26 protein-coding genes and 1 pseudogene are annotated in these 23,735 nt (G+C 54.3%); 11 read left to right on the top strand and 16 right to left on the bottom strand.

Annotation, left to right across the window (positions count from 1 at the left end):
* The first annotated feature begins 555 nt into the window (after positions 1-555).
* Positions 556-2,136, top strand: a complete 1,581-nt coding sequence (locus tag ACR3ES_RS05690) for a hypothetical protein (RefSeq protein ID WP_170427643.1) — start codon at positions 556-558, stop codon at positions 2,134-2,136.
* 175 nt (positions 2,137-2,311) lie between these two features.
* On the opposite strand, the gene ACR3ES_RS05685 is transcribed toward ACR3ES_RS05690, so the two are convergent.
* The gene (locus tag ACR3ES_RS05685) at positions 2,312-3,679 is read right to left on the bottom strand and encodes an exonuclease domain-containing protein (RefSeq protein ID WP_170427646.1); all 1,368 of its coding nucleotides are present in this window, start codon (positions 3,677-3,679) and stop codon (positions 2,312-2,314) included.
* A 127-nt stretch (positions 3,680-3,806) separates the two neighbouring features.
* On the opposite strand from ACR3ES_RS05685, the gene ACR3ES_RS05680 reads away from it, so the two are divergent.
* On the top strand, positions 3,807-4,769 hold the full coding sequence (locus ACR3ES_RS05680; protein WP_480634697.1) for a restriction endonuclease: 963 nt from the start codon (positions 3,807-3,809) through the stop codon (positions 4,767-4,769).
* A gap of 121 nt (positions 4,770-4,890) precedes the next feature.
* On the opposite strand, the gene ACR3ES_RS05675 is transcribed toward ACR3ES_RS05680, so the two are convergent.
* Positions 4,891-5,445: a recombinase family protein gene (locus tag ACR3ES_RS05675; RefSeq protein WP_170427650.1), complete on the bottom strand. Its 555-nt coding sequence runs from the start codon at positions 5,443-5,445 to the stop codon at positions 4,891-4,893.
* Between the two features lie 232 nt (positions 5,446-5,677).
* Here ACR3ES_RS05675 and ACR3ES_RS05670 point away from each other — a divergent pair, with 232 nt between their 5' ends.
* Positions 5,678-6,568, top strand: coding sequence for a ParA family protein (locus ACR3ES_RS05670; protein ID WP_170427655.1), 891 nt, complete (start codon positions 5,678-5,680; stop codon positions 6,566-6,568).
* A complete protein-coding gene (locus ACR3ES_RS05665; protein ID WP_170427658.1) occupies positions 6,565-6,984 on the top strand; it encodes a hypothetical protein in 420 nt (139 codons plus the stop codon). The genes ACR3ES_RS05670 and ACR3ES_RS05665 overlap by 4 nt, the downstream gene beginning before the upstream one ends.
* A gap of 80 nt (positions 6,985-7,064) precedes the next feature.
* Here the strand turns inward: ACR3ES_RS05665 and ACR3ES_RS05660 are convergent, their stop codons facing one another.
* The 4 genes from ACR3ES_RS05660 to ACR3ES_RS05645 are packed head-to-tail and all read right to left on the bottom strand — an operon-like array spanning position 7,065 to position 9,971.
* Positions 7,065-7,757 carry a hypothetical protein gene (locus tag ACR3ES_RS05660; protein WP_480424993.1) on the bottom strand — a complete coding sequence of 231 codons (693 nt, stop codon included), beginning with the start codon at positions 7,755-7,757 and terminating at the stop codon, positions 7,065-7,067.
* Positions 7,754-8,878, bottom strand: coding sequence for a hypothetical protein (locus ACR3ES_RS05655; RefSeq protein ID WP_480424992.1), 1,125 nt, complete (start codon positions 8,876-8,878; stop codon positions 7,754-7,756). Before ACR3ES_RS05655 ends, ACR3ES_RS05660 begins: the two co-directional genes overlap by 4 nt.
* Positions 8,875-9,501 (bottom strand): Nmad2 family putative nucleotide modification protein, encoded by a 627-nt coding sequence (locus ACR3ES_RS05650; protein WP_170427664.1) that lies wholly within the window; start codon positions 9,499-9,501, stop codon positions 8,875-8,877. Before ACR3ES_RS05650 ends, ACR3ES_RS05655 begins: the two co-directional genes overlap by 4 nt.
* Positions 9,498-9,971, bottom strand: coding sequence for a TIR domain-containing protein (locus ACR3ES_RS05645; protein WP_170427667.1), 474 nt, complete (start codon positions 9,969-9,971; stop codon positions 9,498-9,500). Before ACR3ES_RS05645 ends, ACR3ES_RS05650 begins: the two co-directional genes overlap by 4 nt.
* Before the next feature lie 180 nt (positions 9,972-10,151).
* Here ACR3ES_RS05645 and ACR3ES_RS05640 point away from each other — a divergent pair, with 180 nt between their 5' ends.
* The 4 genes from ACR3ES_RS05640 to ppk2 all read left to right on the top strand — a co-directional run bounded on the left by ACR3ES_RS05640 (position 10,152) and on the right by ppk2 (position 13,738).
* Complete coding sequence (locus ACR3ES_RS05640) at positions 10,152-10,466, top strand: helix-turn-helix domain-containing protein (protein ID WP_170427670.1); 315 nt, start codon at positions 10,152-10,154, stop codon at positions 10,464-10,466.
* A gap of 216 nt (positions 10,467-10,682) precedes the next feature.
* Positions 10,683-11,036 (top strand): ImmA/IrrE family metallo-endopeptidase, encoded by a 354-nt coding sequence (locus ACR3ES_RS05635; protein ID WP_480634768.1) that lies wholly within the window; start codon positions 10,683-10,685, stop codon positions 11,034-11,036.
* A gap of 100 nt (positions 11,037-11,136) precedes the next feature.
* The gene (locus ACR3ES_RS05630) at positions 11,137-12,213 is read left to right on the top strand and encodes a hypothetical protein (protein WP_480493440.1); all 1,077 of its coding nucleotides are present in this window, start codon (positions 11,137-11,139) and stop codon (positions 12,211-12,213) included.
* Between the two features lie 610 nt (positions 12,214-12,823).
* A complete protein-coding gene (gene ppk2 / locus ACR3ES_RS05625; RefSeq protein WP_170427679.1) occupies positions 12,824-13,738 on the top strand; it encodes a polyphosphate kinase 2 in 915 nt (304 codons plus the stop codon).
* Positions 13,739-13,902: 164 nt separating this feature from the next.
* Here ppk2 and rpsU read toward each other — a convergent pair whose 3' ends face one another.
* On the bottom strand, positions 13,903-14,109 hold the full coding sequence (gene rpsU, locus ACR3ES_RS05620) for a 30S ribosomal protein S21 (RefSeq protein ID WP_005614280.1): 207 nt from the start codon (positions 14,107-14,109) through the stop codon (positions 13,903-13,905).
* Positions 14,110-14,220: 111 nt separating this feature from the next.
* Between rpsU and ACR3ES_RS05615 the strand changes: the two genes are divergently transcribed.
* Together ACR3ES_RS05615 and ACR3ES_RS05610 are read left to right on the top strand one after the other, a co-directional pair.
* Entirely contained in the window at positions 14,221-14,913 is a 693-nt protein-coding gene (locus ACR3ES_RS05615) for a COQ9 family protein (RefSeq protein WP_170427682.1), read from the top strand.
* A gap of 64 nt (positions 14,914-14,977) precedes the next feature.
* Complete coding sequence (locus tag ACR3ES_RS05610) at positions 14,978-15,964, top strand: NAD(P)H-quinone oxidoreductase (protein WP_170427685.1); 987 nt, start codon at positions 14,978-14,980, stop codon at positions 15,962-15,964.
* A gap of 39 nt (positions 15,965-16,003) precedes the next feature.
* Here the strand turns inward: ACR3ES_RS05610 and ACR3ES_RS05605 are convergent, their stop codons facing one another.
* A complete protein-coding gene (locus ACR3ES_RS05605) occupies positions 16,004-16,861 on the bottom strand; it encodes a DUF2189 domain-containing protein (RefSeq protein WP_170427687.1) in 858 nt (285 codons plus the stop codon).
* Between the two features lie 317 nt (positions 16,862-17,178).
* Between ACR3ES_RS05605 and ACR3ES_RS05600 the strand changes: the two are divergent.
* Positions 17,179-18,035: pseudogene (locus ACR3ES_RS05600) on the top strand (quinone oxidoreductase family protein).
* Positions 18,036-18,089: 54 nt separating this feature from the next.
* Here ACR3ES_RS05600 and ACR3ES_RS05595 read toward each other — a convergent pair.
* The 8 genes from ACR3ES_RS05595 to ACR3ES_RS05560 form a co-directional block, all read right to left on the bottom strand.
* Positions 18,090-18,623 carry a porin family protein gene (locus ACR3ES_RS05595; protein WP_170427693.1) on the bottom strand — a complete coding sequence of 178 codons (534 nt, stop codon included), beginning with the start codon at positions 18,621-18,623 and terminating at the stop codon, positions 18,090-18,092.
* Between the two features lie 272 nt (positions 18,624-18,895).
* Entirely contained in the window at positions 18,896-19,369 is a 474-nt protein-coding gene (locus tag ACR3ES_RS05590; RefSeq protein ID WP_170427696.1) for a YHS domain-containing (seleno)protein, read from the bottom strand.
* A gap of 195 nt (positions 19,370-19,564) precedes the next feature.
* Complete coding sequence (locus ACR3ES_RS05585; protein WP_480424985.1) at positions 19,565-19,831, bottom strand: hypothetical protein; 267 nt, start codon at positions 19,829-19,831, stop codon at positions 19,565-19,567.
* Positions 19,828-20,433: a glycerol-3-phosphate 1-O-acyltransferase PlsY gene (plsY, locus tag ACR3ES_RS05580; RefSeq protein WP_480424983.1), complete on the bottom strand. Its 606-nt coding sequence runs from the start codon at positions 20,431-20,433 to the stop codon at positions 19,828-19,830. Before plsY ends, ACR3ES_RS05585 begins: the two co-directional genes overlap by 4 nt.
* Positions 20,433-21,713: a dihydroorotase gene (gene pyrC / locus ACR3ES_RS05575; RefSeq protein WP_170427702.1), complete on the bottom strand. Its 1,281-nt coding sequence runs from the start codon at positions 21,711-21,713 to the stop codon at positions 20,433-20,435. The genes plsY and pyrC overlap by 1 nt, the downstream gene beginning before the upstream one ends.
* The gene (locus tag ACR3ES_RS05570; RefSeq protein WP_480424981.1) at positions 21,710-22,096 is read right to left on the bottom strand and encodes a hypothetical protein; all 387 of its coding nucleotides are present in this window, start codon (positions 22,094-22,096) and stop codon (positions 21,710-21,712) included. The genes pyrC and ACR3ES_RS05570 overlap by 4 nt, the downstream gene beginning before the upstream one ends.
* Positions 22,081-22,602, bottom strand: a complete 522-nt coding sequence (locus ACR3ES_RS05565) for a hypothetical protein (RefSeq protein ID WP_170427705.1) — start codon at positions 22,600-22,602, stop codon at positions 22,081-22,083. The genes ACR3ES_RS05570 and ACR3ES_RS05565 overlap by 16 nt, the downstream gene beginning before the upstream one ends.
* Positions 22,599-23,534, bottom strand: a complete 936-nt coding sequence (locus tag ACR3ES_RS05560; protein WP_170427708.1) for an aspartate carbamoyltransferase catalytic subunit — start codon at positions 23,532-23,534, stop codon at positions 22,599-22,601. The genes ACR3ES_RS05565 and ACR3ES_RS05560 overlap by 4 nt, the downstream gene beginning before the upstream one ends.
* Positions 23,535-23,735: the final 201 nt, after the last annotated feature.

The raw sequence follows: 23,735 nt of genomic DNA, 5'->3' as shown, positions 1-23,735 counted from the left end.
CATGCCTAGTCAACATGCCGCTCCGCTGTATCATCTGTCCGGCGTTGAGCCCCGGATCGGATTAATTAAGTGGTCGTATCCACGGTTTGCTGATTTCCGCCTTCCTCTGGTAAGTGATCGAACCAGAATTCGACAGCCTCATCCAAGAGCGGTCCAAGTGGTACGTGGGACGTTGATTTGACTTCTTGAAGCTTCGCGTAAGTGGATTTCTTGACTGATCTGACAGTGATTTGTTTGCGTTCGTTCATGAGCGATACCTCCAATGATATTTAGCATTTCAGTCGCCTTGCAGTTTCATTTCTGACGAACGAAATTGCCAAATTCAGATTTTTCAAATTTCCCTCTGATCGAGATGACAACTTGCTCCTAAATACTTCGCCGAATGATGCATTGCGGATGCAGTGCAAGGCTGGAGAGGACAGGATTGGGTTTGAATATCGCTATCATGGGGCACATCGGGCTTAGCTGCTTTGCGGCTGGCAATGCGATGCTGGGCGGTGATGATATCCAGTTGTTCGGCTCAGACTTTTCTGCCGTGATCAAAGGCTGATCGCGATGTGGGAGTATCAACAAAAAACACCTCAGTTATCCGACCACGAATTGAAGCTCGGCCAGCAGATGTCCTCTGGGTCGATGAAGTCGCGGTTCGCAGCTAACCGTGAAATCCTCAGTCACGATCCGGTCAATTGGCCGGTGCTGGACAGGATACGGAAATGCGGTGATCCCTACCCATGCCAGGAAAAGTCCTGTGACAAGTGCTACAATGCCCCGCTGGCCCCCAAAGAGTGGCGTGTGGACCCCAGTCGATACATTGCCGCAGATGTGGTTAACCCAGTCTATTACCCGCACTATGTTGGCAAAGGTAGTTACCGCCACATCCAGAACATCACGAAGATGATTGAGCCGTTCTACGGCCTGCCAGCGGACGAGGTTGCTCCCTTCACCATCAAGTTCGCCGTTTTCCAGGGAGGTGAGGACTACCTCGCCGCAAAGCAGTTTTATGCCCGGTGGATGTGGGAGATCGGAAAAGGCTTCAAAGACCTGATCCATCCCGACGTAAAGATGACCTACAGGTTTGAACGGTCCTGGACCGCAGCGGGTCAGGTCAAATGGGACTTACCGCTCAGAGCCCCTGGTCTCATGGATGTTGGTGACATGCATCCTGACCAAGTGGTGTGCCTGTTTCATGCTCATGGCTTCGCCCACTTGCCTGGTTTCAAGTATTTTGAAGTTGGTCAGTTTTTCCGGATGGTCTTTGAGGGCCCCTGGCAGGTTCATGTGGCAGAACCAAAGCTGGATGATGCATTGAATGACCTAAACCGGGACATGTCGTGGCTGACGCTACAGGACCCGCTACAACTAAAGTACCCAGATCAGCACGTGGAACATCGGCTACCAGACCATCCCAATGATGAAGATGGCTCGTCGGATCAATGCTACAGTTCACAAAACCTAAACCGAGATACTCCTACCATCGATGAAAGGCTGGACGCCCTAGCAGATCAGTATGATCAACAATTGGAATTCCATGTTGATCAGGCAACCATAGATCAGCACGACCTGCTATCCGGTTTGATCGGTTGGGCTGGGTACTGCTGTAAAGATCACCTGCCAAAAGCAAAGAGCAGATTGGCTGATCATTCGGTCGATCCTGACAATCCTGTAGCAGTGGCGATGACAATGACCGACGAGCAGATGGTTATTGCATGCCATGCTGATACAGAAATCGAACGTGCCCTAAAGGGCAAGAGAAAGATGCATTCTTTTGGTATCTTCAAACGCAATCGGGTTGATGCTGACGACGATACACCTGGCGCTCACAGCCAGGATGAAGTCTATCCCTGTAAAGAAAAGGGCACAGAGATTGTACAGGACGGCCCAGGTAGTGCTGATTGCTTAGCGCTGCATGAGTGCAAGAACGATGTCGCAACGATCCAGAACGTGAATGTATTCTCAGAGGATTGGATACCATCATCAGTGATTTCGCACACTAAGAAGGGCGATCAAAAGCTTGAGTGGTTATCATGTAATAAAGAGGTTGGCCCCACCATCGCCGTAAAGCCCTTATCCCATGGGGTTTCGCAGGTGGTGCCAAACAAGTTGTGTCTAGGCGTCAGGGTTCTTCGTCCACCATGATGTCGATCACCTGTCACCACGGACAGGGCCTGAACAACGTCCATATCAACTGCATTACTCTGAGTAACATCGTGCAAAATCGCCGATGATCAATAGCTCTATGCGAACTGGATTGCGTTATCCAACACCATGGGTCCGGATGGAGAGGAGTGAATCAGCTTTAAACCAAACTTGATTATTGCCTCGATGTCGCCGCTTTCGAAAAGTATTCCGCCATTTTTTTAAGATCGTGAGTGCTCAACACGCCTTGCTCAGCAATCTGAGCGAGTTGGTCAGTGGCTTGGTCAAACGTTGTCCATTCACTACCGGGATCATCACTTTGCCAACGTTGTTCAATGGAGTCCTGCCAATAATCCTCAGCGGATTGACTAAGCAGACTTGGTTCGTTCATATAAATCAACCTACTGGCCAGCCAACGCAGCCGCCGATCCTCGAACTCTTGGGCGATGCCAACACGCTTAGCCCAAGTGGCATCTTGGAACTGATTTAGTAGTTTCTTGTCATCGGTGGAGTAAAAACCAGAATAGATTTGTTGCTCCACTTCATCCGGGTCAGGGCGATCTGAGAAGCGCTCTGACAGTGCCTCGCCGAGTGCGGTATGCAGGTCTTGATTGCCGCGAAGGTCTTCTGCACGTTTCTTCAATTCCGGATCGTCAATTGGAACTTCAAATATGTTGGGGGCATTATTGATGGCGACAGTCCTGACCCGCTTGGGGGATGCCGTCACCGCATCAGCCATTGCGGTCGCGTCGGTATGGTCCAAGGTATCCGGATCAACCAGGTCCAAATCCATGAATGCCACGTAGTTATTGTTATTGGGGTTCAAACCCGCATAGGCACCACGGTACGCCCGTGGCGATGCTGCACCAAACCTTTCGACCAGTGTGAGCACCTGACCAGATTCAATCATGCCTTGGACATCGGTCTTTGATCGGTTCCTCAGCGATTGTGTCCAGACCTCTGGTGCCCGATCCCGCACTAGCTTGGCAATGTGAATGGTGGCTTCAACATCGGCCAGGGCATCGTGAAAATTGTCACTGACAAAACCGTTGGCTGGAGCAAGTTGATCGAGTTTGAAAATGATCTTACCAGTATCGTCAGTTGGCCAGATCAAGGCATCATTGGCTAACACCCAGGTCGCATAGACGAGCTTCATGATGTCCATACGATCATTCCCATCCATCTGGGTCAGATAGAGATTGGGATGCAGGTTTTGATAGAACATCTGACGCAGCATCTGTTCGTCAAATGCGATGCTGTTGAAACCGACCCAGGTGGCTGGCCCCCATCGGTGTATCAGGCCGCTGATCTGTTGTGAAAACTCAAATGCCGATGGCAGGCTTGAATCCGACAACATGTCTGGACTGACGCCGGTGACAGCCAGTGCCCAAGGGGCGGGCAGAATGTGTGGGGAAAGGCGACAGCGGATGTCGATGCGTTCAACTTCCTCCAGAGTATCATCTGTCAGAATTCCGGCGAACTGAAGTGGCTGGTCGAAGGCCGGTGATGTACCGGACGTTTCAAGATCATAAAACGCAAACATTGGCTGTTATCACGATTCAAAAAGCTGTTTCTCAAGGTATTTGAGGAAAACTGGAACTCATTGGCAACCGAAACCTGGTTGTGGACCTGAAGTTTCAGCCCGAGATATTTGCTCATCCATGAGAAACTTGGCATCCTACAAGCAACATAGTTTTTTGAGGCAAAGTGTTTTGATCCCCGATTACCAATCCCTGATGCGACCCGTGCTGAAGGCCGCAACTTCTGGTGCAAGGAAAATCTCTGACGTTGTAGATGAAATTTCTGAACAACTGGAGTTGTCAGATCATGAACGCAGCCAAATGCTGCCCAGTGGAAAGCAGACTGTTATTGCGAATAGAGTTCATTGGGCCCGTTCTTATCTGAAACAAGCAGGGCTGGTGACGAACATCAAGAGGGGCTGGTACGAGCTATCGGATCGAGGACGAGAAGTCCTCGAAAATCCTTCTGTCCAACTCGATGCAAAATACCTAGAACGGTTTGATGAGTTCCAGGACTTTCGATCTAGGACTAGGGATGATGGTGCGACAGATACCAAAGCGGGCGAGTATGATCCATCCACAACAGCTAGGACGCCAGATGAAAGCTTGCAGGACGCACACAGCCGGTTGGAGCGAGCACTGGCCAGCAATCTGTTAGACAGCGTTCGCTCTTCGTCACCTCAGTTCTTTGAAAACTTGATTGTCGATCTGTTCATTGCGATGGGCTACGGCGGAACGTCAGAGGAAGCGGGCCGTGCGTTGGGCCAGTCTGGCGACAACGGTGTTGATGGTGTCATCGACCAGGACCCGCTTGGCGTTGACCAAATATACCTGCAAGCTAAACGCTATAGCTCGAAGAATGGAGTTGGCTCTGGTGAGATACGCGACTTCTACGGTGCCTTGAGCATAAAAAAGGCGACCAAAGGCATTTTCGTCACAACCTCATACTTCACTTCATCGGCAGAACAAACAGCACGAGACTTGGGTTCAAGGATTGTCCTGATCGATGGAACACACCTGGCTAGGTTACTTATGAAGTACAACATCGGCTGTCGCGACAAGGAAGTCCTGCACATCAAGCAGATTGACGAGACGTATTTCGAAGAAGAGTGACCCAAAACAGCTTTATCGAAAGTTCAGTATAATCGTATCGGTCACAAACAAGACACTTTGATCGTGTCTTGTTTGACTTCTCGATCTTCAAATCGAACGCTGGGCTAGTGCTAAATCGTCGTCAGCGACTATTTGCCGGGATCGTTCTGTATAAAGTTGCGACCGATATTCCAAAGGCGGAGGCGATTTCTGCGGCGGGGATATCCTTGTTGAACATTTCTTTGGCAGAGGTGACCTGTACATCCGTCATCTTTTTTGGGCGACCTCCCAGCTTGCCGCGCCTCTTGGCCGCTGCCAGCCCGATCTTGGTACGTTCAATGAGAACATCACGCTCAAGCTGAGCACAGGCCGACATGATGGTGAATAGCATCCGGCCCGTGGGCGTGGTGGTATCGATAGTCTCGGTCAATGACATGAAGCCGATATCCCGTTCCTCAAAATCGGCGACGATCTTGATCAGATGCTGCACTGACCGTGCCACCCGACTAAGGCTGAGGCACACGAAGGTATCACCGGCACGACAGTAGCTGAGGGCTTCGTCAAGGACAGGACGGTCCAGCTTAGCTCCTGACGCAACCTCTTCGAATATGCGTTCACAGCCAGCTTCTCGTAATCGGTCGATCTGACCATCCAGGTTCTGACCATTCGTTGATACCCTCGCATATCCAATCAGCATTGCATCTCCTTCGATTCTTGAAACTCATCTCACTGTATCATCCGCGAAGATGTATTTCGAGAATGAGTTTTGATAACACAGGAAGCCAAGAAAAACAGCGCTGCTCGACGGCTAGGTTATGAGACACAAGAACGACCGTTTGTGAGAACGGGCCGTTCAGCTATGATGTCGAGCCGCCTCGGTTGAATGTTCGTCGAGTGTGCCATAATACAAAATTGATTGGAGTATTTTGATGGCCACAGTTGTCTCATTCGTAAGCGAGAAGGGAGGCGTTGGTAAAACAACGGCTTGTTATCATGTCGCTGTTGGTTTGGCTCGGTATCATGACATGCGTGTCTTGGTTGTGGATGCTGACTATCAACGAGGTGGTGTATCGGGACGTTTCTTTCCAGATGTCATTGAAAGCTTTGCAAGCGGAGAGATCGAGGGGACCACCCTATTCCATAAGTTCCAGCAACTTTACAGTGCAGGTCAACAGACGCCTGATATCGATGTGCGGACATGGACTTACGGATCGACCTCTATTGATGTGATTGCTGCTGACCCGCGATTATCGACTGTTACAGTCGATAAATTGCCGAGCAGCAATAATATTCGATCCAATAATCGCCTATTGCTTCAACACCTACAGGTCATCGACTACGCGTTAGATAGTATTCAAGACGACTATGATTACATATTGATTGATAGCCACCCCGAGGTGTCCGATGTGCTGCGTGCCGTCATCTATGCTTCTGATTATTGCGTTTCGCCCGTCAAACTGGATCGGCAGTCATCCATCGGGGTAGCAACCATTCGCGGCGAGATCACCAACGTGAATGACGATGTTGAGATGATACGTCAAAGCGTAGAAGACTTTGAATACGACCCCACAGTTTTTGCGGGGTCAATAGGAATGATGGCGAGAGAATATGCCGAAGAATTGAAGCAGACAGAACAAACTGAATACAACAGGTTGAGACGGCTGGGTGATGTATTTGAGCATTATGTGACCGAAGGCGACGGATTGCGTCAAGCGGCGGCCGAGCGGATTCCAGTGTTCGACATTCCATTGGCCAACGCGGAAAAGCAGGCCGCACAATTTCGAAACCTGGTGCAAGAGTTTACGGGAAGATGCCCATGACAAAAGATGACATTGCCAAGCTTGTCGACTGGCTCGGTGTTAAAGGGGCTGTGGCGGGTCTTGAAAAAAGTAATCTAACCAATGCTGAACTTATGGTTATTGCCCGCGAAGCAGGGCACGTTGTTGAGCAGAAGACTCCTCGACGGCAGTTGGTTATCGAGTTGACTATGAGTGACCTGAAGCGGATCGAGAAGTCCAAGGACTACCTTCTTAAAATGTCGGCTGAAGAGCTTAACCGATACTTCAATGATAGAATGGTTTCGTCACGTGAAATAATGGGACTCCTTAGTGACCTGGGAATTGCGCCCACAGGCAAAATTCGCGGGAAACTTGCTGCCTACGCTGCCCGAGAGATAGTTGAATTGGGCATGTTTGAACGCGTTGCCAAGGGAACTTCTACCAAGGCGAAAAAGTGACTGGATATACGCATACGTGATAATCGCGACGAAGCTCAAGCTGCGTTGAGGTATGTAAGTGTCAGCATGATCAGCGAGAACTAAAGCGGGGTCTCATCGTCTATGGCTATGATGCTTTCGGGATCGCCTGTTGCCAATTCATATATTGCTTTCCGATACTCGATCAGCTTGGCATTAATTTCCAAGAGGTCCTTCAGAAGATCGTCATACTTTGGAAATTCCTGCTGGACAGATTGTGGGTCCCTGATGTCATCGACTTTCAACGTAGCGTCATTCCAACGTCTATACCGAGCTTGCCACTGAGTGAGGTGTGGCCGCAGTCCTTCATTTAGCACTTGGACTGAGGCCCGCACAATTGCTCTGGTCCCCTTGCTCTTCAACTTGTGGGCTGGCACTTCCTTGATCAAGTCACGGGTGACGCCGAAGAAACTATACCACGAATCATAGACCTCAGAGATAACGTCGTGATCTGGGTCGATGGGCAGCCCCACCTTTCTGGTGCTCAATTCAACCCATATAGCATACGCAATCTGACGGTCTGTTCGGTTTGGCCTGAAGCTGACTGTTGTGTCGCCAATCCCGATACCTGCGCTATCCAGTTCAAAGCTCCCAAAGCCAATGCGACCACGGAACCAAAGCCAGATGAGCATTAGGATTACGATTGCCAGAATCGCAGGAGCAACCCACGCACCGACTTCGAAAGCGATGCCGAAGTCATCGCCCACAAGGAACAAAAACAATGGCTCACCGTCCTGTTCGGTTGGGTCTGTCATGTGTCGAGCTTCTTGAAATGAAGGGTGCGTTTGTCACGGTCCCCGATAATCATGCCACCCTTGTTCTCACGCACTTGGCGGAAGACCCCATACCCGTCGAGAATGCACTTTTCCCATAAGTTCATGGGGCACTCCTCCACCTCATAACCGCGCACAAAGTCCTGGATGTGCTTCAGGATGTCCAGTGACACGCTGTTATGACCTTCGAAGTAGTCCAGTTCTTTGGCCTTGGAGAACAACCAAGCTGCCAGCCCTTCTTCGATCACGACACCACGTCCACCATCCTGGCTTTCATCCGTGTGGTGATCACTCTTGCGTTTTCGCTTTAACAGTGCCCGCATCGTCGGCGACCAGTGCAGGATCGCAGCATGGGCGAAATGGATGACATCGTGATAGCGGAACCCATCTTCTTCGCCGATGTTGTCAGTCAGCGGATCACCGATAAACACGCCGTTCCAGCGTAAGTAGACTTTCCCGTTGTCCCGCTCCCGCATCTCGATGGTAAATTGCCTAGGTAGTTGTTCGTATTCTGGAAAGCCGATGTCGAAGTCTGGTTGTGTGTCGAGGATCAGCTTGCCGAACCGTGATCTTGTTTTGTCGGCATTGACGGACAAAACCTCTGCAAAATTGACTTCACACTCGCCCAACACAGCAAGATAAACTCGTGCAAACATCCTCATGACATCGAGACGTTCATCTTGGTCCATACCCTGTATGCGCATCATGTCGGCACTGACACGACCTAGCTTCAGCAATGCTTGGTCGCATATACCCCTCTTTGGGCCGATCTTGTTGGAGATTGCGACTGGGCTCAGCGGGTCGTTTGAGGCCAGAACGGACTGTGATTCATTGGTGGTGTTCAAATCAGACAAGAGTTGGGTTACCGAAACATCGAACCTGCGTGCCAACGCGGTGTAATACCAGAACGCATCACCCATCTCGTCGATGACGTTTGCTCTGAACCCAATGTATGCCTTGTCTTCCCGTTGCAACTTCTTTACCGCCGACATCACGCCTCCGACTTCGCCGAACAGACCCAACAATATTGGTTGGATTTCATCGTTACTGAAGCGGTCTGTTGCCTGGGCTTCATCGCAGTATGCCTGGATGTCATAGGTCACTTTCGCTGACCCTCAATGGCGTTGTCCCATGCTTCGGGCAGTCCGTGCAGCCCCCATTCGAATGAGCCCGACAACCAGTCTTTGATGGTTTGCTGCATCGCAGGTGAGTAGCTTTTATATGTGCGGACATCGCGAGGAAATGGTTCGTGCAGATGGCCGAATGCTTCAGGCGGTGGGGCAACCGCGTTGGCACCGAAATAGACATACTTACGTGCCAATAGGACACGATCATGCTGGGTGTCCTGGCGCAGGTTGTCATTGTTTACCTGGCCATTGTTCAGGCTGTGGTGGGAGTCTGCTTGCCGAAACCCGTCAGCACTGCCATTGCGTTGATAGATGTTGTCGCCGAAAAAACCCTTATGGGTTCCGCCTATCACGGGCTTCTTCACTTGGAACCTGGGGTCATTCCAATACTGGTCGAAGGTCAGCGTTTCATCGACGATCATCGCATAGACGATCTTGCCCCAAAGCCCGTTTGCCTTGGACCCGGCCCCGATTATCCAGTCTCCAATTTCAGCGTGACCTCGGATCATCGGCTTGCAGCAGGCCAACGTGCAGACTCCATGAAATGGGTTGGGTGCGAAGCCGTAGTCACGGGCAACCTTGTATGACCACACCGTCATTGACACACCACCCGCTTGAACGGGATCGGAGCACAGACTTCCCCGTCTTTTGTTTCTCGACCGTTGAAGTTACCTGTAAAAGCATCGACGACGCGACCACCATGCCACCCCACCATGGCATCGGCCAATTTTTCCAAGTTGGAGGGTGGTTCGCAACCAGCATGGCCGTGGGCCCATACACCAACAATGCGTTTGCCCAAGCTGGCTGCCCGCATGATTTCCTTGTTCACCCATTTGCTGTTCTTGGTCCCTGGCGTAATGTAAACGACCATCACGCTGCACCATTTGATGCGCGGCCCAATGATCTTGTTCAGGATGTAGTCGGCGTTCTTTGCACGATTTGGTTTGGCTTTGTTGATCGACCCATCACGCACTGTAAGTCCGTTGTTACGGGTCAAAGTCTTCAGCTTAGCGAGCCCAGCATCATCCTCGTGAATGTGGCTGATAAAAATGTTCTTACTACCCTTCATCGCATCCTCTTTCGCTTCTGCGCAGATCGATGCCGAGCACCCATCCAGTATTCTACCAACGTTGACTCACTCAAAAGGAAGTGCTTGAAGTGTTTCACAGGTTGGACACTAACAAATCACCCAACACCTGTCCAGCGTGTGAAACACTAATACCAATCTGAGAGACACTTGGGAGGCCGCATGGATATCCGGGAACTTGGCGGGATACTCGCCAAACATAGAGGAAATATGGGGGTAAGGGCCGCTGCAAAAGAAATTGGCATCAGCCCTTCAACACTATCAAGAATCGAAAATGGCCATGTGCCAGACGTGGGAACGCTAGAAAAAATATGCCAGTGGATCGGCGAGGACACCGCGAAATTCACTGGTGTAGCGAATCTCCAGATCGCATTTAAGAACAAGAAGGCGGTGCCACCGCAGACTGCCAGATCACTAGCCAATCTCATCGAAAAGGCATCGGAGCAGTTCATCAAAGTCGATGCCAGAGGCCACTAGTTGGCATTCCGTCGCGGCTTCAAATCACAGTGTGAACGACGAGCGGTTGAATACCGCAAACAGCTTGGGCTGAACACTACGGCTCCATTGTCAGCAGAGGAGTTGGCAAAGCATCTTGGTGTGACCGTGTGGTCCACTGACGACATCACACAGCTAAGTGCGAACGATGTTGAAGTTCTCAACGATGAACGGGACGACTCGTGGTCTGCACTTACGATGCGGGTCGGAACGTCTAACCTGGTGCTGTTCAAACCCGTGTCGTCTTCGGGTCGTCGGAACAACGTCATCATGCACGAACTCTCTCACATAATCCTGGGTCACGAGCTTGCCGAAGCTTGCATCCTAGAAGACGGCTCACTGGTCCCTGGCAACTTTAACCAGGACCAGGAAGATGAAGCAGATTGGTTGGCTGGAACCCTCTTGTTGCCACGGCCTGCGCTAATGGCAATCCAAAGTAGACGAACCCCACAGCACGTTGCCTGTGATCATTATCAGGTCAGTGCCGAGATGCTGACTTGGCGGACTCGGATGACGGGTGTCGCGTATCAAATGAAGCGTCGGCGAGGCTAACCTTGATTGACGGCAAGGGTTGGAAGGTAAGCCCGTGCAGAGGCACAGAGTAACAAGAACTGAATTACATCAGCGGGTTTGGGAAAAACCACTCACCGAATTGGCAAAACACTACGGCGTCACAGGCACTGGCCTGGCCAAGATATGCGACCGTCATGGTATTCCTCGACCCCCTCAGGGTCATTGGACGAAGTTAGAAGCTGGTAAGCAAGTCCAGGTTACCCCGTTACCTGACTTGGGTGAGGGCCAACGCGAAGAATTTGACATCATACCGCCAGAACCAAAGCGTCAACACTCTCAGGCTGTTGAAGAGGCTGAGGCTAAGGCGACTATGGCTGTGGTTTCTGTGTCAGTATTGGATGACTTCAAAAAGCTACATCCGCTCATCAAACGTTGGATCAAACAACACCGTGGGGACCAGGCTGAACGGCGGCAAGAACGGCGAGGCCGCAGGTTTGAGGCCTGGGGCTATGTTCGGGACCCAATCCCAGACCTGACAGAACGAGATCGATACAGATTCCAAGCAACGAGCACGGTCTTCACCGCTTTGGAGAAGGCAGGCGCGGAAGTTGTTGATGCTGAGATGATCGGCAAGTTCGACATCAAGGTTGGAAACCACATCCTCGAATGCGCGATCAAGGAGAAGATGCGGCAAGGCTTGTCCGATGTCGATAAGTCTTGGTCGGCATACCCTGACCACCACCAACACGGGTTGCATCCATCGGGCTTCTTGCGGATCGCGGTCAAGACTTACGTGGGCGGTGCCAAGCTGGAGTGGATCGAAAAGCAGAACAAAACGGTGGTCGATCTGCTGCCGAAGATCATCGCTTCCATCATGGGATGTGGTCCACGGCTTGACGAGCAACGCACTGAACGTGAAGCACAGCGACTGCGGTATGAAGAAGAGCGGCGTAAGCAGTATGAGGAACAGCAGCGACGTGATTTGGAAGCGCGTCGGTGGAAGCACTTCCGTGAACAAGCTGTATCATGGCGGGAGTGTGAGCGGCTTCGCGCATTTGTTGATGCTATCGAACACCGAATGCAGACTGAGCAGGTCGACGATATCGATGGTATACCAGCCGCCGAGTGGGTCGCTTGGACCAGGGAACAGATCGAACAATTGGACCCGATGAACAGCGACTTAGAAGGTCTGTGGAAACCACCAACGACATGGTAGTGAATACCTGGTCAGAATCCGTCGAGCAGACACAATTTGCTACAATATACTGCTACAGTATATGTTACTATTTAGTATCAAATTCATATTATTTATGAATTAATTTTAACTTGGGTTCTAGTCCCTTCGTCTCCGCCACCCACCACTTTCATTCGACGCTGTTTTGGGCACACTCAAAGCGGAGTGGGGTTGCCATGTGAAAACCTTGCCTTCATCATGCCTGGAGTCCAAGGTTGGGGCGACTTCCTGCGCGCCCGCCCAACGTGTGAAGTTGAGATGGCTTCATTGCACGAACCGAACTGGTCTCAGTCACGGAGAGCTTGTCCCTTTCAAGCAACTTCCGAAAACATTCCGGTGGCCAATGTGTTTCGGACACAAAATGCGTCGGCAACCGACAGGGTCAAACCGTTGGCATTGCGTCAATTCTGTCGCTTGTATCCGCGCTAATAGCGCCCACATTCTGGGTAAAGGCGGCGCGGATGTCAGCAATGTGGTATAGTTCCTGACTTATGAGGCTACGGCGTCACAGAAACGTTGACTTATGGTATGACATCAGTCGGTTACACACACCCGATACGGTCCGAACCCAGTGAATACTAAGGAGCAGACCTTGGACTACAAAAACGATAACTCCAAAGATTGGCTTGAGGCTGAACTGGAAGACACGCTGGACGAAGATTTTGAGATCGAGTTCAGTGAACCGATGCTGTCGATGGAAATCCGCAAGATTTACAAGGATCAGCATCCCAACATGCTGGATCGCAAGGTCTATTTTCGCAACCTTTTGCGACTGCAGGCAGAATTGATCCGCGTACAGGACTGGGTTCAGCATACCGGCGCCAAAGTCTGCATCCTGTTCGAAGGACGCGACAGTGCCGGCAAGGGTGGCGTGATCAAACGGATCACGCAACGCCTGAACCCCCGTGTCGCTCGCGTTGTGGCTTTGCCTGCACCCAGCCGCCGAGAGCAAAGCCAGTGGTATTTCCAGCGTTACGTCCCGCACTTGCCTGCTGCCGGTGAGATCGTGCTGTTCGACCGGTCTTGGTATAACCGCGCCGGGGTAGAGCGGGTCATGGGCTTTGCGACCGAAGATCAGGTTGAACAGTTCTTTCAGGACGTTCCCGAATTTGAACGGATGCTGGTGCGCTCGGGTATCATCTTGCTGAAATACTGGTTCTCAATCTCAGATGAAGAGCAGCAATTGCGATTCCTGATGCGCATCCACGACCCGATGAAACAGTGGAAGCTTTCCCCCATGGATCTGGAATCCCGTATTCGATGGGAAGCATATACCAAGGCCAAAGAAGATATGTTCTTTCGCACCAACATCTCCGAGGCGCCCTGGTATATTGTCGAAGGCAATGACAAGAAACGCGAGCGCCTGAATTGCATTGAGCACCTTTTGACCAAGATCCCATATGACGACGTTCCGCAGGAAAAGGTGAATCTGCCGGACCGGCGCTACAACCCGGACTACGAACGCCGGGTCCTGCCGGACGAGTTGCACGTGCCCAAGGTCTACTGATCGTTCAGACCGTGGCGGGCTTGGATTGTTGTATCCATGGGCAGCACCCCAAAAGCCTTGAATGGAATGCGTGATTTCGGAAAAAGACTGCCCGAAAAGACAAACCCCCGGGCGGGGCCTCGGGGATCGTCACATAGTGTCATCCAAAGCTGGACGAGGAGTGCTTAGAGAAGACCTTCGCGCTGGGCTTTCTTGCGTGCCAGCTTACGGGCACGGCGGATCGCTTCAGCTTTCTCTCGCGCTTTTTTCTCGGACGGTTTCTCGAAATGTTGCTTAAGCTTCATTTCGCGGAACACGCCTTCGCGCTGCAGCTTTTTCTTCAGGGCACGAAGCGCCTGATCGACATTGTTGTCGCGAACACTAACCTGCATGTGGTTGTCACCACCTTTCTAGATTCGAGTTGCAAGGAAATTGCAGGAGTTGGCCGTATAGCAAAGCCCACCTATCTTGTCTAGTACTGGCCCCAGAACCGGAGAACTGTCATGACCGTTACCTACGAAGACGCTAAACAGCAGCTTTTGGATGCGATGCTGATCCACGTTCCGTTCGACGGCTGGTCTGAGACGAGTTTTCGCGCTGCTATTGCCGATTGCAATCTGGATGGCACTCTCGCCCGGGCGATCTGTCCGCGTGGGGCGGTCGATCTGGCACTGGCGTATCACGCGCGTGGAGATGCGGCCATGCTGGAACGCCTGAAGTCTGAGGACCTGAGTAATCTGAAGTTCCGCGAAAAAATTGCGGCCGCTGTGCGCTATCGATTAAGTGCGGTCGAAGACAAAGAACTCGTGCGTCGCGGCATGACGCTGTTTTCCCTACCGTCACACGCGCCAGACGGGGCAAAGGCAATCTGGGGGACCTGCGATCTGATTTGGGATGCGCTGGGTGATACCTCCGAAGATGTGAACTGGTACACGAAACGCGCCACATTGTCCGGCGTGTATTCTTCGACGCTTCTGTTCTGGCTGGGCGATGACAGTCCGGATCATCAGCGCACGTGGGAGTTTCTGGATCGGCGCATCGCGGATGTGATGCAGTTCGATAAACTCAAGGCGCAGGTAAACGACAACCCTCTGTTCAAACCATTTCTTGCAGTGCCGAACTGGCTGGCGTCCCAGGTGCGTGCTCCGATGAAAATGCGCGCCGATCTGCCCGGCCTGCTCAATCCCAGAAAGTAGGTTTCCGATGCCGCTGGGCCTTTGCGCGGATGCCTGCTAGGCATTGGCAAAAGGAGAATTGCCGATGACCCAGATGATGCGCGCCGTTGAAATCACCGCACCCGGTGGCCCGGATGTTCTGCAGGTGACCGAACGCCCGATGCCAGTCGCCGGTCAGGGTCAGATTGTTCTTAAAGTTGCTTACGCTGGCGTGAACCGCCCTGACGCTCTTCAGAGGGCCGGCGCCTACGACCCGCCGCCGGGTGCAAGCGACTTGCCGGGGCTGGAAGCTGCGGGTGAGGTCGTTGCCGTGGGGCCTGGCGTTGACAGTGTTTCGGTCGGGGACAAGGTGTGTGCCTTGCTGCCCGGTGGAGGTTACGCCGAATACGTGGCCACACCTGCTGCGCATTGCCTGCCGGTTCCATCTGGCATCGGCATGAATGAGGCGGCCTGTTTGCCGGAAACCTTCTTTACAGTCTGGTCCAACGTTTTCTCACGCGGTGGTCTGGAACCGGGTGAGCGGTTTCTGGTGCACGGCGGATCCAGCGGGATCGGTACAACCGCGATCCAACTGGCCAATGCGTTTGGGGCCCGCGTGTTTGCCACCGCCGGGTCGGACGAAAAATGCCAAGCTTGTACAAACTTGGGAGCAGAGCGCGCGATCAACTACCGCGATGAGGATTTCGTCGGCGTCCTGCGCGCCGAAGGCGGGGCGAACCTGATCCTTGATATGGTTGGTGGCGACTACATCCCGCGAAATGTCAAAGCGCTCGCCGAGGACGGACGGTTGGTGCAGATCGCCTTTCTACAGGGACCAGTGGCCGAACTGAACTTTGCGCTGATGATGGTCAAACGTCTAACGCTCACCGGCAGCACGCTGCGTCCTCAAAGTGATCTGGCCAAGGCGAAGATTGCGCAGGATCTGCGCGAAGCAGTCTGGCCGCTACTGGAGGCCGGCAAGGTGGCACCGGTCATGGACAGCGAGTTTGAATTGTCAGACGCTGCAGCAGCGCACAGCCGCATGGAAAGCTCGGACCATATCGGTAAGATCGTGCTGAAAGTGTTCGGCTGACGCCTTTTTGTACTGACAGGTCCTGCGCTGCGCGTGTGCTTAGGCCACCGCGCGGCGATACAGATGCCAGGTTGCGTGACCCAAGACGGGCATCACGACGATCAGGCCCAACAACATCGGAATTCCCCCCAGAAGCAGCAGGGAACCAACGATGAAGCCCCATGTCAGGATCACGCCGGGATTGTGACGAAGCACACGAACAGAGGTGACCACCGCGACCGGCAACCCAACTTTGCGGTCCAGCAGCAAGGGAAAGCTGACAACACTTACGGCCAGAGCGCAGAGCGCAAACAGGAAGCCAACGGCAGTACCGAAGATGATCATGACCCAACCGGCTCCGGTCGTGAAAACCTGCGCTACAAATGCGCCGGCAGACGCGGGTGGTTCGGGGCCCAGTGTCTGCACATAGATGCTCTGCGCGACCATCAGCCAGACCAACAGCAACATGACCAGATAAAACCCCAGCGCAAGAATGGCTCCGAAAGACGGAGACCGGAACACGCCGAAAGCATCCAGCCAATGGACGGCCTCGCCCTGCTCGCGTTTGCGGCTGATCTCGTAGAGTCCAACGGCGGCCACCGGACCTATTAAGGCGAAACCCGCCACCAAAGGTGCAAACAACGGTATCAGGTTCATGTTCAGCCCAATGGCAAACATCAAGAGCCCAGCGATGGGATAAATAAGAACAACGAAAATCGCATCGGCGCGGGTTTCCAGAAAATCGTTATACCCCGCCCGCAGAGAGGCGCGCAGGTCCTGCAGCGTCAGAGTCTGCACCATCGGCAAGTCCTTGATGTCAGAACTGCCGATCCGGGAAACGCTTTCAGAGACATGATCGCTTGTCGCGCCAAGACTTTGGGCTATCCAACTTATTGGATTACCGATCGTTTTTGCCATTTTCATCCCTTTCCCTGGCGAGTTTGCGCCGCGGAACGGATCCGGCATCAGGTTGCCCGTGGCCGGACCAGCCGGCAACGCCATGGCCAAGTATACCACAGTTTCGAAAATCACCGAATCCGCGGCGAAAACCCGCCAATTGCCCTGCCGGTCAGGCATGGTAGCTTGGCATCAGGTAGGAGGAGGTCAGCATGCAGCAAACCGCACGTACAGTTGTCATTCACGATTTCGGAGGACCCGAGGTTCTGAGGATCGAAGACAGACCGCTGGGCGATCCTGGGCCGGGTGAGGTCCGCATTCGCCATCATGCCTGCGGATTGAATTTTATCGATGTATATCAACGTACCGGACTTTACCCGCTCGACCTGCCGCACGCGTTGGGAATGGAGGCCGCCGGTGTGATCGAGGCCGTCGGAGAAGACGTAACGCATTTGGAGACTGGTCAACGCGCGGCCTATGCCGCCGCGCCGTCCGGCGCATACTGTGAGGCCCGAGTGATGCCTGCGGCACAGGTTTGCCCCTTGCCAGATGATGTGACCTTTGAGACCGCAGCTGCGATGATGCTTAAGGGTATGACCGTGGAATACCTGTTTCACCGGACGACGCCGCTGAAACGCGGGGACACTGTCTTGTTCCACGCAGCAGCCGGCGGCGTTGGCCTGATCGCCAGCCAATGGGCGAAATCCGAAGGCATCACACTGATCGGGACGGCGGGGACCGATGAGAAATGCAGCCTGGCGCAGTTCAACGGCGCCGCGCATTGCATCAACTACCGGACCGAAAACTTCGCAGAACGAGTGGCCGAGATCACTGGTGGAAAAGGCGTGGATGTCGTGATGGACTCGGTTGGGGCGGACACTTTCGAGGGATCTTTGGACTGCCTCAAGCCCTTGGGGATGCTGATTTCCTTTGGCAACGCTTCCGGTCCGGTCCCGCCGTTCAATATCGGCATTTTGGGGCAAAGGGGTCGCTCAAGATCACCAGACCGACTCTGTTTACACACATCTCCGATCACGCGGTTTGTCAGGCAATGGCGCGCCGTCTGTTCGGCAAGGTCACAAGTGGAGAGGTCAAGATCCACATCGACCAGCGATTTCCGCTGGCACAGGTCGCCGATGCCCATCGTGCGCTTGAAGCCCGCCAAACGACCGGCAGCACGATTTTGGATGTTTGAAACGAAAAGACCCGGTGCTTGGCACCGGGTCTGTATCAGGTCTGAATGTCGTACTCAGAACCGGTAAGCCGCCCGGATCTGGAATGTGGTAGCATCCACATCAATTCCGGTCGAGTTGAAGTTATCGAACTCGTGGTACAGCAATTCACCGGCAATGCTGACATTTGGGGCGACGATCTGCTCGTAACCCGCACCGATGAACCAACCGTCATCGCTGCCCAGAGTGTCGGTGCTCGCTTCGGCATACCCTGCGGTGCCGTACAGCAAGCCTTGGGGGTTCACCTTATAGCCGGCGCGCGCCTTGAGGCGCCAGACGTCTTCAAGGGTGGCTGCGCCGGACAGGTCCACATCGGTCCAGTCATAGTCAAAGCCGCCGCCAACGACCCAGTCACCGAGGTCAAAGTCATACCCGAGGATGATACCGCCGATCACGCCGTCGCCATCGACGCCAGACACGCTGGTATCTACGTCGGCATAACCGATCTGCGCACCACCGTAAAACCCGGTCCAATTGCCCGAAGATTGTGCCATGGCCGAGCCCGCCGCCAGGGTTGCAATAGCGGTGACAAGTGCAAATTTTCCTGTCATCTCATTTATCCTTTCGTTCGAAACGATCGACCGCAGATCCACCACCGACTGCGGTTTTGTATTGGTGTTACGGTCCGATCTTGCGATCGGATCACTTCAGATCCACTTGTCCCGACCCAGTAACGTGCGTTGCGGAACTGCTTTTGAGCAACGCTGGTCCACTTGATATGGACGCTTGTTTGACTTCAGAAATAGGTCTCGAATTTGCTGTTTTCAAACGACAAGCGACGGCAGAACCATCCGCCGCCGACTTGCCTTGTCTTTTCAGCGGATTATTGCTGCAACTCCGCCGGATCCTTGTCGGCAATGTCGTCCCAGTTTGCGCTGGCCTTTTCGATAAAGCCTGGAATGTCGCCTTCCCAACGCTGCTGGATGTCCTCAGACAGGTTCAAATACAGCTTGTTGTCCACGATTTTCCAGTAGGTGGGGTCGCCGTCGAACTTAAAGCCCATCGCAGCACCAAAGGCACAATATCCGCCATAGGCCGGCAGATACGCCTCGGGGTTGGCTTCGAATGCGGCTTTGTTCTCTTCATTTGCAAAACGGTACATCGCGTCGTCGTGCAGCGCGGTGATCTGCCAGTTGCCCTTGGTCGGCTCGCCTTCGGTGAAGTAGGCAACCGGGTCGTACCCCTGCATGGCCAGACCGGTGGGTGTTGCGTTGATTTCCACGCCAGCGGCAATTGCCGAACCCGCGATTGCGACGGACAGGGCGACACCGCCCAGGAGGGATTTGAACTTGTTCATTGCTTCACCTTTCGTGAATTGGGGCACTCTGTGTCTTCGAAAACAAGACGAGCGCTCCCGTGATTTTGAGATGTGCGGTCGGTAATTGGCCGTCACGAAACCCGAGTTGGGAACAGACCTGTTCACGTTCAAAGCAATCAATCGTGATTGTGCAGGTGCGAAGAGACAGTGTTCATCCATGCACCACCAGGGGTCCTACTCCGGGCTCAGTGCGATGACAAAATCCGTCACTTTTTCGGCAGACATTTCGCAGGGCCGCAGCAACCAACCGCTGTTTTGCGTCAGGTAGAGGTTCAAACTGATGTAATCCGCGCCGCCCAATTCATGGGCGACCAACTTATGCGACTTGCCACCTGTCATCACTTGACGTGACACGACATAGCGCAGGTTTCCTGTTGAGCCTGTAAAAGTGCCAATGGGCAGGGCGAAGAGTGCGTTCAGAAACCGATCAGGCGGGGTCACGACTTGCCGATTTTTGGCTCGGTCCCCGCCTTGATACGCGCGACATTGGTGCTGTGGCGCCAGTATACCAGGACCGTCAGGATGATCCCCAACAGGAACGCGGACCCGTTAGTCAGAACCACCACCCATGTGGTCGATAAGGCGGCGGCTGCCAGCGCGCCAACCGAAGAAATACGCCAGATGGCGGCCGCAACCAGCCATGTCAGGCAGCATGCGACGCCGACGCGCCAGTCCAGCGCAAGCCATAAACCCAGAAAGGTGGCAACGCCCTTACCGCCCTTGAAGCCCAGCCAAACAGGGAAGCAATGACCCAAAAACGCCATCAAAGCGGCAATCTGCGCGGCATCGTCGCCGGCAAATGCCCGCGCCAACAGAACCGCCACCGCGCCTTTTGCGCCATCAAACAACAAAGTCAGTGCCGCCGCCCCTTTGTTACCGGTGCGCAATACGTTGGTGGCGCCGATATTGCCGGACCCGATCTGGCGCAGATTGCCCAGCCCCATGACCTTGGCAACAATCATGCCAAAGGGGATGGACCCCATCAGGTAGCCAACAGCAGCCCACAGGATGAGCTGAGTCATGGTACTGTCGATCAGAGGCATTATGTTCTCCGGTAGACTTCTTTTCCTGCCACATAGGTGGCAGTGACCTTACCCTGCATCCGCTGCCCGTCAAACGGCGTATTCTGCGACTTGGACTTCAGTGTGAACCGGTCCAGCACAAAGGGCACATCCGGATCGAACAGCACCAGATCAGCGGGTGCGTCCGTGGCAAGCCGACCACTGTCCAGACCCAAACGTTTCGCAGGGTTGAGTGCCATGGCACGAAACAGGGTCGGCAGGTCCAGCTGTCCGGCGTGATACAAACGCAAGGCTGCCGGTAACAGGGTTTCCAACGCGACCGCGCCCGAGGCGGCCTCTTCAAACGGCAGGCGCTTGCTTTCTTCGTCTTGCGGGGTGTGCATCGAACTGATTGTGTCGATCAAACCGCTGCGCACTGCTTCGATCACCGCTTGCCGGTCATCTTCGGATCGCAAAGGGGGTTTGACCTTGAAGAAGGTGCGGTAGTCGGCGACGTCCAGCTCATTCAGTGTCAGATGGTGGATCGAGGTGCCTGCTGTGATGTTCAACCCGTTACGCTTGGCCCGGTCCAGCGCGGGTAGCGCACGCGCGGTTGTGATCTGATCGGCGTGATAAGCCGCGCCTGTCATTTCCAGCAATGCAATATCGCGATCCAGTCCCATCCGTTCAGCCATTGGCGAGACGGTGGGTAGGCCGCGCAGCGCCGCGAACTTGCCGCTGGTTGCCGCAGCTCCGCTGCTGAGACCCGGTTCCTGTGGATGGGCGATCACCAGGGCGCCGCAGGATCGCGCATAGGTCAAGGCACGCGACAAAACCTTGGTATTGGCGACCACGTGATCGCAATCGGTGAATGCAACCGCGCCAGCGTCCAGCAAGAAGCCGATCTCGGTCATCTCGCGCCCTTCGCGGCCCTTGGTGAGGGCGGCCATGGGCAGCACGTTGACAGGCGCATCCGCTTGCGCGCGCCGCGTGGCAAATTCCAACGTTTCCGGCGTGTCGATGGCAGGCAGCGTATCGGGGCGAGTGACGATAGTGGTGACACCGCCCGCGGCCGCAGCCAGACCAGCGGACTTGTAGCTTTCCTTATGCCGTTCCCCGGGTTCACACACCTTGACCCCGATATCGACGATTCCCGGGGCGAGGCATTTGCCACCGCAGTCGACCAATGGACCCGCTGTCGCCGGTGCGTCTCCATCGCCCAAAGCGGCGATGCGACCTTTGACGACGTGCAACCAACCGATACTGTCCGTTCCGGTTTCCGGGTTAATCAGGTGGGCGTTGGTGAAAATCGTGTCGCTCATGGCAACGCCCTTTCGATCAAGGCTTTTGTGGCGGCTGGATCTGCCTGATACTTTATCAGGTGTTTATCGCCGCCTTTGGTGACGATCTGGACAAAACTGCCCATAGTGTTGACCGCCGAAATCTGATTGAGCGGCACGGTCCGTGGTCCTGGCCCGGTCAATGTGTCGTCGCTCATCGTCCATCTGGCGGCAAGTTCTTCCGATGCCAGGTACCACGCACGTAGACCGATGGCCGCTAGACCCGCCGGTGCACCCGTCCAGACATAGGGGTTTCCGATCAACCACAATATGATCATGGCCGCCGCCATGGCCCCGGCCGCGATCCACGCGTTTGTGCGAACATAAGCGCCCTTGTCAGGCGTAAAGGTCACAGGATCAGCCACAGGGCACCTCCGATCACCAGAAAGAGTATCAGCGCCAGTACTGCCGATCCGATGCGCTGCGGTTTCTCGCTCCCCTTGATCGGGGCTTGCGGGGCAGAAAAGGGTTTGGCGCTTTCCGTGGCAATCGCACCCCCAGTCCAGTTTGTGGCCTGTTCAGTATAAAGACCTATCAGGTGCATCCTCGGATCGATCTGCAAAGTGACCGCCCTGCCTTCGAAAGCGGCACTGCGCACGACCATGACCCAGCCTTCGACTGCGTCCAGCGCACCGCGGTCCAACTGATCCTCTGACACACCGCAGCCATCACTCAGATACCCAAACAACCCCACGTCTTCGAGATCTGAAACCGGGAAGATATCGATCTGTTCGTGGTCCAGTTCGAAGACACCCAGAACTTGCTCTGCCGCGCCGAGTTCGCGCAGGAACTTTGCTTCTTGTGGACGCATATCCAAAGAAAAGACACGCAGCACACCGTGCTCATTCGGGGCGACGTTCAGATCACTCATGCCGCTTCACCCAGGTTGCGCGCCAAGAGCTCCATTGCAGCCATACGCACCGCGACACCCATTTCCACCTGCTCCTGAATGACCGAGCGATTGATGTCGTCTGCCAGCGTTCCGTCGATTTCGACGCCCCGGTTCATAGGGCCGGGATGCATGACGATGGCATCGGGCTTGGCCAGCGCCAGTTTGGCCGCGTCCAGCCCGTAGCGGTGATAGTATTCCCGTTCAGAGGGGATGAAGCCGCCATCCATCCGCTCCCGTTGTAGGCGCAGCATCATAACGACATCCACGTCCTTTAGCCCTTCGTTGATGTCGTCATAAACCTCGGCTCCGAAGTCGGCGAAATGCGCGGGGACAAGTGTCGGCGGTCCGATCAGGCGGATGCGGTTTTCCATCTTGCCCAGCAATATCAGGTTCGACCGGGCAACGCGGGAATGTGCGACATCGCCACAGATGGCAATGTTCAACCGGTGCAGCCGACCCTTGGCGCGACGAATGGTGAGCGCATCCAGCAGGGCCTGGGTCGGGTGCTCGTGACGCCCGTCGCCAGCGTTCAGCACGGCGCAGTTCACCTTCTGTGCCAACAGGTCGACCGCGCCGGATTGTGGATGCCGCACCACCAGCAGGTCGGGATGCATTGCGTTCAACGTCATCGCCGTGTCGATCAGCGTCTCGCCTTTTTTGATCGAACTGGCCTGCATCGCCATGTTCATAACATCCGCACCCAGACGTTTTCCCGCAATCTCAAAGCTGGCCTGCGTGCGCGTCGAGTTCTCAAAGAACATATTGATCTGGGTCAGCCCCGACAGAACATCTGAGTGCTTCGCCGACTGTCGATTCAGAGCGACATACTTTTCGGCCAGATCGAGAATGGCGGTGATATCGGATTGCGACAGGTGCTCGATGCCAAGAAGGTGACGATGGGCGAAACGCATGGGGCGGGCTCCTGTCTGACAGTCCGGCCGCTTATAGAAAGGACGGCGCGGCGGGGCAACCTAGGGGTCTGTATCTTGGGGCAGTTTCTCGCACCCGCCGTCGGGCAGGCATTGTTCGCCGGGTTTGCACCACTTGCCATATCCGCAGTCGATCGCTTTGACCGGCACACATCCCTGATGCTGGGAACACTTGAAACCTGG

Source organism: Ruegeria sp. B1 (assembly GCF_056535885.1).
The sequence above is the reverse complement of the archived record's forward strand: the minus strand, read 5'-3'. Positions and strand labels throughout refer to the sequence as shown.